At 47.0% G+C, this 14,665-nt stretch carries 13 protein-coding genes; 5 read left to right on the top strand and 8 right to left on the bottom strand.

Features of this window, described 5'->3' with window-relative positions; all coding sequences use genetic code 11:
* The first annotated feature begins 132 nt into the window (after positions 1-132).
* Positions 133-378 carry a type II toxin-antitoxin system Phd/YefM family antitoxin gene (locus ACP2WE_RS17935; protein ID WP_425216920.1) on the top strand — a complete coding sequence of 82 codons (246 nt, stop codon included), beginning with the start codon at positions 133-135 and terminating at the stop codon, positions 376-378.
* Entirely contained in the window at positions 375-773 is a 399-nt protein-coding gene (locus tag ACP2WE_RS17930) for a type II toxin-antitoxin system VapC family toxin (protein WP_425216919.1), read from the top strand. The genes ACP2WE_RS17935 and ACP2WE_RS17930 overlap by 4 nt, the downstream gene beginning before the upstream one ends.
* Positions 774-1,029: 256 nt before the next feature.
* Here the strand turns inward: ACP2WE_RS17930 and ACP2WE_RS17925 are convergent, their stop codons facing one another.
* From ACP2WE_RS17925 to rpsT, 8 genes are all read right to left on the bottom strand, one after another.
* Positions 1,030-2,604, bottom strand: a complete 1,575-nt coding sequence (locus ACP2WE_RS17925; RefSeq protein ID WP_425216918.1) for an ABC transporter substrate-binding protein — start codon at positions 2,602-2,604, stop codon at positions 1,030-1,032.
* 134 nt (positions 2,605-2,738) lie between these two features.
* Positions 2,739-3,542 carry a fumarylacetoacetate hydrolase family protein gene (locus tag ACP2WE_RS17920; RefSeq protein WP_425216917.1) on the bottom strand — a complete coding sequence of 268 codons (804 nt, stop codon included), beginning with the start codon at positions 3,540-3,542 and terminating at the stop codon, positions 2,739-2,741.
* 113 nt (positions 3,543-3,655) lie between these two features.
* Positions 3,656-5,005 carry a Y-family DNA polymerase gene (locus ACP2WE_RS17915; RefSeq protein WP_425216916.1) on the bottom strand — a complete coding sequence of 450 codons (1,350 nt, stop codon included), beginning with the start codon at positions 5,003-5,005 and terminating at the stop codon, positions 3,656-3,658.
* A 284-nt stretch (positions 5,006-5,289) separates the two neighbouring features.
* Positions 5,290-5,727, bottom strand: a complete 438-nt coding sequence (locus ACP2WE_RS17910) for a LexA family protein (protein ID WP_425216915.1) — start codon at positions 5,725-5,727, stop codon at positions 5,290-5,292.
* A gap of 148 nt (positions 5,728-5,875) precedes the next feature.
* Positions 5,876-7,147 carry an MFS transporter gene (locus ACP2WE_RS17905; RefSeq protein WP_425216914.1) on the bottom strand — a complete coding sequence of 424 codons (1,272 nt, stop codon included), beginning with the start codon at positions 7,145-7,147 and terminating at the stop codon, positions 5,876-5,878.
* 186 nt (positions 7,148-7,333) lie between these two features.
* A complete protein-coding gene (locus ACP2WE_RS17900; RefSeq protein ID WP_425216913.1) occupies positions 7,334-8,821 on the bottom strand; it encodes a DEAD/DEAH box helicase in 1,488 nt (495 codons plus the stop codon).
* 362 nt (positions 8,822-9,183) lie between these two features.
* The gene (locus ACP2WE_RS17895; protein ID WP_425216912.1) at positions 9,184-9,423 is read right to left on the bottom strand and encodes a DUF7219 family protein; all 240 of its coding nucleotides are present in this window, start codon (positions 9,421-9,423) and stop codon (positions 9,184-9,186) included.
* A gap of 159 nt (positions 9,424-9,582) precedes the next feature.
* Positions 9,583-9,870 (bottom strand): 30S ribosomal protein S20, encoded by a 288-nt coding sequence (rpsT, locus tag ACP2WE_RS17890; protein WP_425216911.1) that lies wholly within the window; start codon positions 9,868-9,870, stop codon positions 9,583-9,585.
* A 202-nt stretch (positions 9,871-10,072) separates the two neighbouring features.
* On the opposite strand from rpsT, the gene ACP2WE_RS17885 reads away from it, so the two are divergent.
* Genes ACP2WE_RS17885 through ACP2WE_RS17875 form a run of 3 tightly spaced genes read left to right on the top strand, consistent with a single transcriptional unit; the run spans position 10,073 to position 14,577 of the window.
* Positions 10,073-11,818, top strand: a complete 1,746-nt coding sequence (locus ACP2WE_RS17885) for a NupC/NupG family nucleoside CNT transporter (RefSeq protein ID WP_425216910.1) — start codon at positions 10,073-10,075, stop codon at positions 11,816-11,818.
* 11 nt (positions 11,819-11,829) lie between these two features.
* Entirely contained in the window at positions 11,830-12,111 is a 282-nt protein-coding gene (locus ACP2WE_RS17880) for a hypothetical protein (RefSeq protein ID WP_425216909.1), read from the top strand.
* A gap of 60 nt (positions 12,112-12,171) precedes the next feature.
* Positions 12,172-14,577: a ComEC/Rec2 family competence protein gene (locus tag ACP2WE_RS17875; RefSeq protein WP_425216908.1), complete on the top strand. Its 2,406-nt coding sequence runs from the start codon at positions 12,172-12,174 to the stop codon at positions 14,575-14,577.
* The last annotated feature ends 88 nt before the right edge of the window (positions 14,578-14,665 follow it).

Here is a 14,665-nt window from a genome sequence, read left to right as displayed (position 1 = left end):
TGGTATTAACACAGATATCTTGCACGCAAACTGAGAATTGGGGCTAACTACGATCGCAAGTCCAAAAATCTATCTCTTGCGCGATCGCGATAATCACACTAAACTTAGTTTACAGACTTAGTCCTAAAAAGTATGGAAACGATAAACATCCATCAAGCTAAAACAAATTTCTCTCGTCTATTATCTCGCGTAGAGAATGGAGAAGAAATTGTGATTTCAAACCGAGGCATTCCCATTGCCAAGTTGGTTCCATTTCGCACATCTTTAGATCGTCGATCTAGCTTGGGACAAGATCGAGGGAAGTTTGTCGTGCCAGATGACTTTAATGCACCTCTGCCAGAAGAGCTTTTAGCCGCTTTTGAAGGTGATGTAACGTGAAGCTTTTGTTAGATACCCAGTGTTGGCTGTGGTGGTTTTCTCAACCAGAAAAGTTAAGTGAGCAGGCAATTGCCCAAATTGTTGATGAGACGAATGAAGTTTGGCTCTCAGTTGCTAGTGTCTGGGAAATAGGAATTAAAGTGGCGATCGGCAAGCTTCCACTTCCAGAACCAATCGATGATTACATCTCTACTCGCATGGCTCAATTAGGAGCGCGATCGCTAGAAATCACCGCCTCCCATGCTTTAAGGGCATCAGCACTGCCTTTACTCCATCGCGATCCCTTTGACAGGATGTTGATTGCCCAAACTCAGATCGAGGGCATGACTCTTGTGAGTGCAGATTCCATGTTCGATCGATATGAGGTTTCTGTTATCTGGGCAGCTAGTTCGTGAACGAGCATTCCGCGTCAAGTTGCCAACACATACCAAACGAACTTCTAACAGAACCTTGATTTCTATTCTATATCTTGAAAGTCTTAATATTATAAACTGAACAACTAGGAATAATAATTTCATCTTCATCCCAGCGATCAATAAAAGCGATAACTTCAGATTTTTTTACTGTGCCTACAGAAATTGAAGACTGAAGAGGACTGCCGACAGCATATTATCGTTACTTTTATCCACTCGTGAGGTTGCCTACCTTAATTTATTTTGCCCTTTTAATCGTCCAGTAGAGAAGTTGCTGGGTTGGTTCAACCGTTACACCGCTGAGGTTTGGGCGGGCGAAAGCATATTCTTTATTTTGCCAAAGTGGAATGAGTGGGACATCCTTAGCAAGCAGCTCTTGAATTTGGGTCAATAGTAAGGAACGCTTGTTCGGATCGCGCTCTTGTCTTTCCTGAACGATCAGTTTATTCATTTCAGGGCTATTATAAAACGACCCTTGTGTTTTTGTGCTTCCCTTTGTACAGAAGTTGTCCTTTGTTTCCTCACAGTCTAGAAACGGCTTGATATAGTTATCTGGGTCGAAGAAATCGGGAACCCAGTCCAATAGATAAGCAGGATAGGCACCCTGTTCTAAAAATCCGTAACCTACCGTATTTTCCACTCGTTCCGTTTTGATCTGCAAGATTTTCCCGACAGCTTTTTCCATGGTGGCTTTGAGCGTACTCACCACGAGGTCACCATTGCCAGCATATTGGGGCGGATACCACAGGGTTATCCGCGCTGGATTTTGCTCGGAATAGCCCGCTTCGGTCAGTAATTTCTTGGCTAGATCGCCATTACCATCGCCATAGAGTTTCTGAAATGTCGGCTTGTAATCAGCCAAGGTATTGGGTAGTAGGCTGTAAAGAGAACTTCGTTGATTTTGAAATACACGTTCTTGTAGGAGCGGACGATCGATTGCCGCAGCGATCGCTTGCCGCACCCTAACATCCGTCAATGGAGGCTGCTGCACGTTCAATGCCATATAGAGAATCGTCCCGCCTTGCCCCGAGGCAACAGTCCAACCTTGCTTTGCGGCATTCACTTCTAAATTGCGAATCTGGTTGGGACTGAGTGTCTGAAATGCCACATCGACTCCACCCGTTTTAAAGGAGTTAAAGAGATTCGCCCCCGACGAGAAAAACTGAATATCAATTCCTTTGTTTTCGGGTTTTTTACCCCAATAATCAGGGAAAGTATCTAGATGCAACACACTTCCTTCGTTATATTGGGTGAGTTGATAAGGCCCTGTACCAATTAACTTATTCGGTTCAAACCCCGTAATATGTTTGTATACAGTCGGCGAAATCGCCGATGCGCCTGTAAAGGCTAACAACTTTGGGAAAAACTGCAAGGGTTGTTTCAGCGTAATAATTAGTTCCGTTGGCGTAGGTGCGGCAATTTTTTCAATCACATCTGAGAGCACATAGGAAGGGGCTCCCTGTAAGCGCATAAATCGACGCAAAGAAAATGCCATCGCTCTCGCGTCAAAATCCGTGCGATCGTGAAACTTGATTCCAGTTCTAACGGGAATTGTATAAACCAGACCGTCATCGCTGACCTTGGGGAAATCGGCTGCCAACTGCGGCACTAATTCAGTTGTTCCCAATTTGTAGGTATAGAGCCGCTCCGTAGTGTTGTAAAGAATATTACTTGGGAAAAATTCACTGTTGTCGGCAGGATCCAACGTGCGAATTTTACTAGTCGTGCCGATTGTAATGCGATCGGGTAGGTTACCTTGATTGGGCGAAAGATTGCTACTGGTACAGGCAAAAAGAATGCTGACTAGCATCATGCTAACCAGCACAGTTCTTGAGAATACTAATCTTAGAAATTTAGGCAAAAATCGAGTCACCGACAAATATCTCATAGTTTCAATTTGCTTATCCAATCAGCTTTTCCAACCAGCATTTAAGTAAAACTTGGCATTCACTCTTCAACTACCTCTACAGGAAGAGGTTCGCGCAAAGCCACATAGTTATGCAGTTTGCCAATGCCTTCGATTTCTATATAAATGCGACTGTCCGCCTGCATGGGACCTACCCCTTCAGGTGTCCCTGTGAGAATAATATCTCCTGGGAAAAGCGTCATCACTTGACTAATGTAGGCAACTAAAATCTCTGGCGAAAATACCATTTGATCGATCGTGTTCGATTGCAGCGGCTTTTTAGAACCATAGACAAAAGTTTGCAACAGGGCAGTTGGACTGATTTCTCGTACGATCCAAGGGCCAAGGGGACAAAATGTATCAAACCCTTTGCCTCTCGTCCATTGCGAATCTTGGCGCTGTAGATCGCGAGCGGTGACATCATTGGCGATCGTATAACCCCAAATCATATTAAGCGCCTGTTGGGGCAGGCAGTTAAAACACTTACTTCCAATCACTAACGCCAACTCGCCTTCGTAGTCAACTTGCTGAGATTGGGGCGGCAGTAAAATCGTACCTTCAGGCGCAAGCACAGTGCTAGGGGGCTTGAGAAAAAGCAAGGGTTCTTGCGGAACTGCACCTCCCATTTCGGCAGCATGAGCCGTATAGTTTTTACCAACTGCCACGATCTTACTTGGCTCGCAGGGAGCTAAGAGTTGATAGGTTTCTGGGGCTAGCAGTTCGCCATTTGGCTTGCCGCCAGACCATGGCGCATCCGTAAGGATGTGCACTGACTGATTTAATTCTAGTAACCCATAGCAAACTTGCCCTTGGGCATTTTTCACACGCACATAGCGATCCGCCATAACATCCTTAGAGATTGATAGGGCATTTTAGCAAGCTACATTTTAACTGAATCTGCTTCAGCAGAGCTAGCAGCTATTGAACCCGATCGCGACTTTAACCTGACGCTTTACCTTTATGCCTTAACTACGGGTAACTCGTTCCAGTTGGTCGTATAGCCGTAGGATGGTTGCTTGCATTGGAGTTGCCAGCGTTGCTGCATCCCCGTCGCCGCAAATTTTAACGTACCTTTACCCATTTTTTGATTTACGAGATCGATCGCTTGCATTAGCCTCTGCGATCGCTCCCGATCTTTACGATCGAATAAATTTGTCTGAATTCGATCAGTTGACACCAACTCTGAGAGGGTAATCCCCAACTTTTTAAAACGAAATCCCGATTTAAAGATTGTTTCTACGCCATCAAGGGCATAGTGCATGAGTTCGGCAGTATCGTTGCTGGCGACTGGCAGCTTGATGTGGGTAGCATTGCGATATTGTGGGGATCGAGCCCCTTCAGCATTCAAACCAAAAGGATTGGTAATCAGGGAAACTGTGAGCAAACTTGCGGCTAAACCATCGCGGCGTAGTTTTTCGGCGGCGATCGCCGTGTAGGTAGCAGCGGCTTCTTTAAGCTCCTCTAGGTTCTCGACAGGTTGACCAAACGAGCGAAATACAGCGGTTTCCTGTTTGGGGGCTGGCTCGGTTTCCAAGGCAAAACAAGATATGCCCTGCAACTCTAGTCTAATCCTCTGTCCCACTACACCCATGGTTTGTTTAACCATCTCCTCGTCGGCATCCCGCAACTGCAGAGCGGTGTGAATTCCCACGGTAGCGAGGCGATCGCTGTAGTTGCACCCGATGCCCCACACATCTGCCACTGCCAAATTTGCTAGGGCGAATTCTTGGGCGGTGTCTGTCATCAACTCGATCACGCTTCGTGCTGAATTGGGCGCAAAAGCCTGTCCAAAAGCCTGTGCAGAGCCTTGGGTAAATGAAGCTTTCGAGATGCGTTTGGCAAGCTGATTGGCAATTTTGGCCAAGGTTTTGGTGGGGGCAATGCCAATGGAAACAGGAATGCCGACCCACTGGTGTACGACATCGACAATTTGCTCGCCATAGGCGGTGAGTTCGCAACTACTCCAATGGCTAAACCCTGATAGATCCAAGAAAGCTTCATCAATCGAATAAACTTCCAAGGGGGCAAACTGTGCCAAGGTTTCCATTACCCGCCGCGAAAGATCGCCATAGAGAGCATAGTTCGAGGAATACACCTTAACGCGATGTGCCTGAAGAATCCCCTGCACTTTAAAGGCAGGCACACCCATCCCAATTCCTAATGCCTTTGCCTCTTCCGATCGGGCAACCACACATCCATCATTGTTAGAAAGTACTACCACAGGCTTGTTTTCTAAGCTAGGCTGAAACACGCGCTCGCAGGAAACATAGAAGTTATTGCAGTCCACAAGGGCAAATTGTTTGGTCATGGGTACAACAGGGTAATAGAAAAATTTAGATCGAATAAATCAGCGTCGGGGCGAAGCCTTCGGAGAATGCGCTTAGGAACCTCTCCCCGATCCCTCTCCTAGGAGGCAAGGGGCTTGAATGCCTTATATTTTCTTGCCCCTCCATCTCCTGATACCATTTTCAAAAAGTGATGCAACGCATCTTTTTGAAAAGACCGCGCTCCGCGCGGAACACAAAACCCGATCTGTCGCAATTTCAAGAGAAATTGGTATGAGAGGAGAGGGAGGCTGGGAGGGAGAAGTTTCTACAAGGGATGAATCACATTCGTGACGACGCCCCAAATTTGAAAATCCATCTCTGAGCGAATCTCTAAGGAGGGATATTGGGGGTTTTCAGGCATGAGAAAGAGCTTTTGCTTTGACTGCCGCACGCGTTTTACGGTGAGTTCGCCATTGAGTACCGCAATCACAATCTTGCCGTTGGTGGGCGCGATCGCGCGATCGACAATCAGCAAATCCCCAGGGTGAATGCCTGCGTCAATCATGGAGTCACCTGTGACGCGCACAAAAAATGTCGCAGCAGGGTGCTTGACCAAATAGCGATTTAAATCGAGCCTGCCCTCAATGTAGTCCTCCGCAGGTGAAGGAAAGCCCGCCGAGACGGGGCATAGATAGAGGGGCAACCTGAGCGAACTAGAAAAGTTTGGAATGTAAATGTCACGAACTAGGGTAGCTACGAACATGACAGTAATTTTTTTGATTAATGTACGTTAATCAAACCATGAGAGATGTACTTCTAGCAATCCCCAGATTGAGGAATTCCAAAAAGAAAGGGGGGATTTACATCTCCCTCCTACGGCTGTCTACCAATTTCAAAAGCTGTGTCGCATCCTATATGCCCTTAATTGCATATTTATCCGCAGTTTGTCCCGTGGCGAACCGCCAAGAATCAGCGATATTGTGGTTCGACTGGGTGCTAAAAATCGCCAATGCTAGTAGAGATAAAGCTGTATTGACCACAAAAGCATTCGCCAACCCTAGAAACTCGACGGCATTGCCCATAATTGGGCCCGCGATCGCAATGCCTAGATCGAAGCCAGCCCAAGCAAGTCCAAATACTAAGCCTCGCTCTGAGGCAACGGAGCGATCGGCAAGTAATGTAGCAATAGCGGGGATCACGATGCCTGAGCCAATGCCCTCCAGTCCTCCTGCAATTAAAAAGCCATAGCTTGTTTGGGCTGCGTAGACCGTTGCCATAGACAGGGCATAGAAACACAAACCGATCGAGATAAACACCCCACGTCCATAGCGATCGCTAATCCGAGCCATGGGTAAACGGATCGAAAAGCCTGTAATTGCCGCTGTCATGTAAAACAGACCCGCATTAAACTGAATGTGTTGTTGCTTGATCAAAAGTGGTAAAAAAGCACTGAGCGTGCCAAACACCAACCCAATCATAAATAGCACCGTGGCAGGAACGCGTACTCTTGGATTCCATAGCGTCCGCCAAAACTGACGGGGCATTTTCTCGGAATTCTTCTCGATGCGATCGCTAGGGGATAGATCGCTAGGGGAAAAGAGTCGAGGCTCAGTGACTTCCATCATCATCAACAGACCCGCCAACGCTAGCGCCGATGACATCACGAATAAAATCTGATATCCCCAAATTTCCTGCATCCATCCCCCAAAGGCGGGACCAAAAGCCAGCCCTAACGGATTGACCAAGCTCATGTAGCCAATCACTTCACCGCGTTGCTCGACAGGGGCAAGATCGGCAATCAAGGCGCTAAATCCCGTAGCAAAAGCCGCGATACTAATGCCATGAATGGCTCTGAGTACGATCAACATCGGAATCGATGGCGAAATCGCATAAAACAGGGGCACGATCGTCGCAACGCCAAGTCCGATTTGCATGACCAACCGCCTGCCTCTGCGATCGGCTAATCTGCCTAGATAGGCACGGCAGGCGAGCAATCCGATCGCAAAAGCACCCATCACCCAGCCGATTTGAGCGTTGGTTCCACCTAGACTATCAACATACAAAGGCAATGTCGGCAATAGAGAAGCCAAGCTCGACCAAAACATCAAACCCGCCACAAAAGAGGCAGTCAAACTTTGTCGTACAGGTTTAGGAATTTGCCGAAAAGTCTGAAGAAAGCGCATAACAATTACTCCCCTTGGCTGCCAGTATTCTGGAGCCATGACAAACGCTGATAAATTTTTTGATAAATTTTTAAGACAAACAATATCCCCCAACCTATAACTTCCTATGCGTAGGAAAGGCGGGGGGATCGTTGGTTTAGCTTTCGGGTAGAAACTCTATTAGGTTTTTCCTAACTAGAGAACTACTTAACGATTGCTGGAGCCCGAAGAAGAACTTGCATACTTGTCCGATCTATCCGATCTAATCGTTGGACGAGAATCAAAGTCACTGCGGCGACCACCACCACCATTACCTTGAAATCGCTTGACAGGCTTGGTTGTATTCTTCACCGATTTGTCTGGTTGTTTCGACAAGACATTCAGTGCGGCCTGCTCTGATTTCTCAGATTGAATATGGCTATACGCAAGTTGTAAGGCGGCAGCAGCGATCGCTTGAGCATCATACTCCTGCGACAACTGAGACACCAAGGGTAGAAAAGATGCCAACCGTTCGCCACTCAAAGCTTGATGAATTTGTTCGGTAAATCGAGCAATTCGACGCTCTTGAATTTGGGCGATCGTAGGCAGAACCTGCACCTCTAGGGGCTGACCGACATGACGTTCTAGTTGGCGAATCTTGTAGCGTTCTTTAGCGGTGACCAGCGTAATTGCGATCCCCGTCTTGCCTGCTCTGCCAGTGCGACCGATGCGGTGAACGTAACGTTCTAAGTCATCAGGCAGCTCTAGGTTAAACACATGGGTCAAACCGTCAATGTCCAGTCCGCGTGCGGCAATATCCGTGGCAACCACCCATTTGACCTGTTGGTTGCGGAAGCGACGCAGTAAAGATTCGCGTTGTGATTGAGACAGATTGCCGTGATATTCATCAACGCTATGACCTGCTGCCTGCAAAATATCGGTGAGCTTGCTGGCAGACTCTTTGGTACGTACAAAGATGATGGCTGAAGTCGGTGACTCTAGCTCCAAAATGGGTAACAGCGCTTCCTCTTTGGTGAGATGTTGAGGAACCTGATAAATTTGCTGATCGATTCGGGTTGGTGCAGTTACCTCTGACTCAACTTTTACCACTACAGGCGTGCGTAGGTAGTTCTTGACCAGTCTACGAACCTGTGGAGGCATGGTTGCCGAAAAGAAAGCAGTTTGGCGACCAGGTGGTGTTGTTGCCAAGATTTTCTCAACGTCTTGGATAAAGCCCATGTTCAACATTTCGTCGGCTTCATCAAGCACAAACCAAGATAGGTGATCTAGTCTCAGATCGCCACGATCCATCAAATCGATCACGCGTCCAGGAGTACCAACCACCACATGCACGCCGCGTTGTAGATGAGAGATTTGGCGATCGATCGCTTGTCCGCCATAGACAGTGAGAATTTTTGCGCCAGGCTTGAGGTTAAAGCCACGAATTGCCTGACTGACCTGAATTGCCAATTCCCGCGTAGGGGTGAGAATAATCGCTTGTAAGGTATTTTGGTTCAGATCGATCCGCTCGAGAATAGGTAAAGCAAATGCTGCCGTTTTACCCGTTCCTGTCTGTGCCTGACCTAGCACATCTGTGCCAGCCATCAGGTGAGGAATTGCTTGTACTTGAATCGCTGTAGGTTCAGTAAAACCAATAGAGATAAGCTTTTGAACTCTTGCTTCTGAAATACCGAGAGATTGAAAAGATGAGGGCATGAATGCTCCAAACTAAATGATGTGCTGTTGTTTCTGCTATTCCCCGTCCACCTAGGCTCATATGAGCAGAAATCAATTCTAAAAGATGATAACCAGGGATACTGCTTCGCTTCACCAGCCCTATCTCTAAGGTTTTTCAGAACCATTGGTTACAAATTCAATGGGAGGCTTGTTTAGAAATTCCGCCGAAAAGTTAGAACTACAAGCAAAAGCAGATGTTTCTAATTATAGGACAATGTTAAAGATTGTAAACAAGTTTGTACGAATTTATACCTGAGGTGATAAATCACAAAAGTTAAGATGACGAAACGGCGATCTCCAGCTAAGCAGCGATCGCTAGGTAATTATTTGGGGTGTCGCCCTTAAGATCCCGAATCAAGCAGACTCTTTTTGGACTTTTTGAGATCCGCCCAGAGCTGTTTAATTTGCTTGTACGCATCCTGCGGAGAAATTTTGCCACCATTTTCTAGGGCGCAAATAATGGTGATGCGATTGGCAAACTCTTGAAGATTGGCATCAAAAGCTAGATTTTCCAAGGAAAATTCTCCTTGAAACCGCGCCCTAGGATTTAAAAATTCTTCTTTCCCCGTTTGCTCTGTCATACCTGACTCCATATATGACTATGACTAAGTTGGCAGATATTGAAATATACGACTGGCATCCAATTAAACTCTATCAGAATTTTTTCACTATGGGATAGCTGAGTCGTTAAGGATTGGTTAAACAGAAAGGATACGGGGAGATTCGCAACAAGCGATCGCTTAGGTTGCGATTGCTTTAATCGCGTTTGCAATCCGAGATTTACGTCTGGCTCCAGTATTGCCATGTAATACGCCACGCTTTACTGCCTTGTCAATCTTGCTATAGGCTAAGGACATTTTAAGATTGACATCTTCTAAGGCTTCAGGACTAGGACTAGCTTGATAGGTTTCTACCGCGTCAAAATACTTCTTCATTAATGTCTTGACGGCAGACTTGTATGCTTTATTATGCAAGCGGTTACGCTCGCTGATTTGAATGCGCTTAATTGCAGATTTAATATTTGCCACAGATTACCTCTTAAGTTTGTTGTTGTGGAGCTTGCCATGAAATGAATTAGGTCTATTGCGATTAATAACGAGAAAATCGTTAAAAGTTGTTGACGAATTCAAAAACAAGGAGATTAATATCCTAACACCTAGATTTATAGATTTCACCTCGGTAATTCTAAAACTACCCGATCCCCCCTAATTTAGACAAAATTAAGTTTAGATGAGCTACCTTAACGTAATTTCTTTTTTTGGCATTTTCGGTCTCTGCGCGATCGCTTGGCTCTTTTCTGAAGATCGCCGTATCGTTCCTTGGCGCGTGATCGCTTGGGGGATTGGCTTACAGCTAATCTTAGGTTTTATGGTATTTCAGTTTGAGCCTACAAAAGCTGCCCTAGAGGCATTCAGCAACCTGTTAAATGTCGTATTTGATGCTGCTGAGGAGGGGGCGAGGTTTATCTTTGGCAGAAACTCTTATATGATCGCACCGCTACCTAGAAGCGCAAATGCCTGCGCTGTTCCCCCTGTAGGTCTGGGACAGGTAGCCGAGGGACTCTGCGCTGTCAGGATTACCACGATTTTTGCTTTAAATACCTTTCCAGCAGTAATTTTCTTCTCAGGCTTGATGGCGCTTTTAGAGAATATTGGCGTAATTAAGGTAATCGTCAATTTCTTTGGTTGGATTTTTGAACGCACCATGCGCCTGAGTGGGGCAGAAGCTTTAAGCGGTTCTGCTAATATCTTTGTGGGCATTGAGGCAGCGATCGTGGTGAAGCCCTATCTGCCCAAGATGACTCGCAGCGAACTCTGCGCGATCTTAGCTTGCTGCTTTGGCACGGCAGCTTCATCGGTATTGGCGATTTATGTAAATGCGCTCAAAGCAACATTCCCTAATATTTTGGGACACCTTGTCTCTGCCTCGATCATGGCGATCCCCGCTTGTTTTGTACTGTCCAAAATTTTAGTACCAGAGACAGAAGTGCCCGTAACCATGGGTGGACTGCCAAAGGAGCCTTCTAGACCTAGAGGATCGAGCGATCGCAATGCGGTTGAAGCAAGTGAAACAGACGAAAGTGCCAATGAGTATCCCAATGAGCATTCCCAAGATGAACCCCAATTAGAAACCGTTGGCAGTGAAGTGATGCAACGGGTTAGTCCCCTCGATGCTGCCATTTTAGGAGCTTTAGATGGGGTCAAGATGTCTGTCTCGATCGCCGCTGTGTTGATTTTGATCGTGGGTTTAGTCTACTTACTCAATCAGTTTTTTGCCTTTTTGGGGACGATTAGCTTCTTGAATATTGGAGAGATATTTAAGGTGGTCACGCTGGCAAATATTCTGGGTTTTTTGTTTTATCCCCTTACACTTTTGACGGGCGTAGCGGTCGATCTTGGTAAACTCTTGCAGGGCATTCCCGATGAGTCTTGGAAAGCTTCGGTAATTATTGGACGCAGGTTGCTAGAGACAGCCATTCCCCCCTATCAAGAACTGGGAAGAGCCAGCCTCGCAGGCGAGCTAACTCCGCGTACTGTTTTAATTGTTAGCTATGCCCTCTCAGGGTTTGCCCACCTTGCCTCTGTAGGCATTTTCGTGGGTGGCACGATCGCATTGATTCCCTCGCGCCGCCAAGACATCTCAGAGTTGGGGTGGAAAGCCCTGTTTGTCGGTACACTGGCAACGATGATGATTGCCTCAGTGGCGGGAGTGTTTGATGATGGCAACCCCAGTATTATGGGGAAAAAGCCACAACAAGTTGTGCCAACTTCTACCCCTTCCCCTCGTCTCAGTCCCACAGGTACTGCTACAAGTACGCCTACTAGTACACCCACTAGCAAACCGACGAATGTCTCTACGGCATCTCCCAGCGCTACACCTTCGCCAAAGCCTACTACTTCCACAGGAAAGCCTACTACCTCACCCAATGTCATAGTTAGCCCATCTTCAAAACCCTTGCCATCCCCAAAACTTTAGAGTAATGATTTATGGATGCTTTTGAGCCAATTTCACCTGACTGGACGCAAAAGGCAACGCACGCCCAAAATTTCTGCTGTCCCCGTTGCGGTCGGTTACCAAGCCAAGCCAAATCTGTATGGATCAATCGCCGATCGCCTGTTTACACAGAAAATCACCGTCGCAAATGGCAAGAATTTTATGCCTGTGAATGCGATGCTGTTTGGTGGGCGTGGAGCAGCGATCGCCCCCCTTCTGAATTTTCCGATCGCACCATAGGCAGTGATGATATGCCCCCCGATGGGCTGTTTTAGTCAACCGTAAAAAGCTAAGTATCTATTGCCTGAAATTTCCCTGTTTGAATGCGTGTTTGAATGAATGTACTGATCTGCCTAATTTTCTGTTTGGCCTTTATCGGTGGAGCCTATACCAGTGTTTTGTCTGGGTGGTTAGGTGGGGCTATGGTATTAGGCGTGGGGTTTGCGATTGCGATCGTGATGCCACTAATTTGGCGCAAAGCCCCGAAGCGTTGGGTTTGGCTGGTTGCTGCTGCGATCGCGGGTTTTGCTAGCTTTTACGTCCAATTTCGCACGCCCCAACCTCAATCAGATGACATTTCAAAATTTGCACCTGCCTCTAATGTGGCTGTACAGGGAAAACTGCTAGAACCTCCTAGCCTGACCCGTAGCGATCGCGCCCGTTTGATTTTAGAAGTGCAAGGCATAAATCAGCAGGTTGATACCTCTGAACCGCAGCAGGTCTTTGGCAACACGCAAAATGAGATAAAACCCAAACCAAAAGTAGAACCTAAGTTTGAACAGGCTTCTGGCAACCTGTATGTCACGGTGGCATTGATTCAAGCAACGGGGCTGAGAGTGGGGCAATCGGTAGAAATAACGGGCAGACTGTACTTGCCAAGTGGGGCAAATAATCCTACCGATTTTGACTTTAAAAACTATCTCAAACGCCAAGGAGTCTTTGCAGGACTGAGTGGGCGCATGTTGGTCATAAAAGATCGGGCTTCTGCTTGGGGCGAGTGGTGGATCAAGAGTCGCATGGTACGCGCCCATGTCACAGGCGCAGGAATGCCACAGGGGGCGCTACTTAGCTCTCTAGTTTTAGGCAATCGTGCGGTCGATTTGCCTACCGACCTCAAAGATACATTCATTCAAGCTGGGTTGGCGGCAGTTCTGGCAGCATCGGGTTTTCAAGTGTCGCTCCTGCTAGGGGCTGTGTTGCTGTTAAGTCGCGATCGCTCGCCAAAGCAGCAATTCATTCAAGGTTGTATTTGTTTACTAGCCTATGCGCTGATTACTGGTGCTAGTCCCTCGGTGCTGCGGGCAGTGGTGATGGGGTTTGGTAGTTTAGTCGGCATTCTCACCCAACGGCGCAGTCGTCCGATTGTGGGGCTGGCGATCGCGGCAGTAATTTTGCTCTTGTATCAACCGCTCTGGATCTGGGATTTAGGATTTCAGTTTAGTTTTCTAGCCACTTTGGGTTTGGTTGCAACCGTGGAGCCGATTACCAAACGCCTAGAGTGGTTACCTCCTCTGGTTGCAGCTGCGGTGGCAGTGCCGATCGCTGCCTATATTTGGACATTGCCCTTGCAACTTTATAACTTTGGCAAAATTAGTCCCTATAGCGTTTTAGCCAACCTATTGACCACTCCTCTCGTTTCTTTCGCCACAATTGGCGGCATGATTAGCGGGATTTTGGGTGCGCTCTTTATTCCCTTTGGGGCGGCAATTAGTTGGTTCATGATTCCTCCTCTACACTTCACGATCGCGATCGCCAAATGGACGAATACATTACCAGGGGCAGCGACGAATGTGGGCACGATTTCTCTATGGCAATTGCTGGTTGGCTATGGCTTGATTGTGATGATTTGGCTGGTTCCTTGGTTGAGCAAACGCTGGCTTCTGGGCGTAGTTCTAACATTGATCTTGATCTTTATTCCGAATGGCATTGCTCGCTCTATGCAGTTTCAGGTCACAATTTTGTCTGTGGGTGAAGTGCCTGTGATGCTAATTCAAAACCAAGGACAGACAATTTTGATCAATAGTGGCAATCGTCAAGTTGCCACATTTACTTTGCTACCGATGCTGCAAAAGTCAGGCATCAATCAAATTGATTGGGCGATCGCCACCGATCCGCAGACTGAATTTAGCGAAGGGTGGAAAACGCTTTTAGACAACTCGATACCCATCAAGCAGTTCCGCGATGCGGGCGTAGATGTATACTCCAAACCCTACAAAGACCTGATTGAAGCCCTAGCTAGTTCGAATACCAATATCAAAAGATTGCAGCAGGGAGAGAGTGTAGAATTTGCTCCCAACCTAAAATTAGAAGCGGTGAACTCATCCCCTCCGATTTTGCGCCTTGTTGCCCAAGATACGAGTTGGCTTTTGTTTGGCGATACCGATCTAAAGGCACAACAACTTTTGGTTGATTACAGCAAACCAGATACCCGTAAGCCCCAAGACATCGATCCCGATCCTAAAATGCAGCAACTCGCCGCAGAACGAAGGAAGATTTTACCAAATCTCAAATCGACAATTTTGCTTTGGAGTGGCGGTAAGTTAATGCCAGAAATTTTGCAAGCGATTAGACCAACGGTGGCGATCGCTTCCGCAAATAGCGTTGTCGATGAGACCGTCAATCAAATTTATGGCGTCAAAATTCGACTCTACTGGACGGGCAAAGATGGAGCAATTCAGTGGACGCCTGAGAATGAAATTCAGACACTCAAAGATCAGCAAGATACGCGATCGCCCATCTAAAGACGATTTTTTAAAAAAACACGCCGCAGTTTTTCAAAGCCCCTGTGTAGCGGGGATTTCGTTGTGTTTTTAGGTGGTCATGCAGATA

It is taken from the genome of Tumidithrix helvetica PCC 7403 (genome assembly GCF_965232925.1).
Classification (GTDB): Bacteria; Cyanobacteriota; Cyanobacteriia; order Pseudanabaenales; family Pseudanabaenaceae; genus Tumidithrix; species Tumidithrix helvetica.
This window is presented reverse-complemented; position numbering and strand designations above follow the sequence as displayed.

Excerpts from the sequence above, each read along its gene's own strand:
- ACP2WE_RS17935 (WP_425216920.1), top strand. The coding sequence starts at position 133 with ATGGAAACGATAAACATCCATCAAGCTAAAACAAATTTCTCTCGTCTA.
- ACP2WE_RS17925 (WP_425216918.1), bottom strand. The coding sequence starts at position 2,604 with ATGATGCTAGTCAGCATTCTTTTTGCCTGTACCAGTAGCAATCTTTCG.
- ACP2WE_RS17920 (WP_425216917.1), bottom strand. The coding sequence starts at position 3,542 with ATGGCGGATCGCTATGTGCGTGTGAAAAATGCCCAAGGGCAAGTTTGC.
- ACP2WE_RS17915 (WP_425216916.1), bottom strand. The coding sequence starts at position 5,005 with ATGACCAAACAATTTGCCCTTGTGGACTGCAATAACTTCTATGTTTCC.
- ACP2WE_RS17910 (WP_425216915.1), bottom strand. The coding sequence starts at position 5,727 with ATGTTCGTAGCTACCCTAGTTCGTGACATTTACATTCCAAACTTTTCT.
- ACP2WE_RS17905 (WP_425216914.1), bottom strand. The coding sequence starts at position 7,147 with ATGCGCTTTCTTCAGACTTTTCGGCAAATTCCTAAACCTGTACGACAA.
- ACP2WE_RS17900 (WP_425216913.1), bottom strand. The coding sequence starts at position 8,821 with ATGCCCTCATCTTTTCAATCTCTCGGTATTTCAGAAGCAAGAGTTCAA.
- ACP2WE_RS17895 (WP_425216912.1), bottom strand. The coding sequence starts at position 9,423 with ATGACAGAGCAAACGGGGAAAGAAGAATTTTTAAATCCTAGGGCGCGG.
- ACP2WE_RS17885 (WP_425216910.1), top strand. The coding sequence starts at position 10,073 with ATGAGCTACCTTAACGTAATTTCTTTTTTTGGCATTTTCGGTCTCTGC.
- ACP2WE_RS17880 (WP_425216909.1), top strand. The coding sequence starts at position 11,830 with ATGGATGCTTTTGAGCCAATTTCACCTGACTGGACGCAAAAGGCAACG.
- ACP2WE_RS17875 (WP_425216908.1), top strand. The coding sequence starts at position 12,172 with ATGAATGTACTGATCTGCCTAATTTTCTGTTTGGCCTTTATCGGTGGA.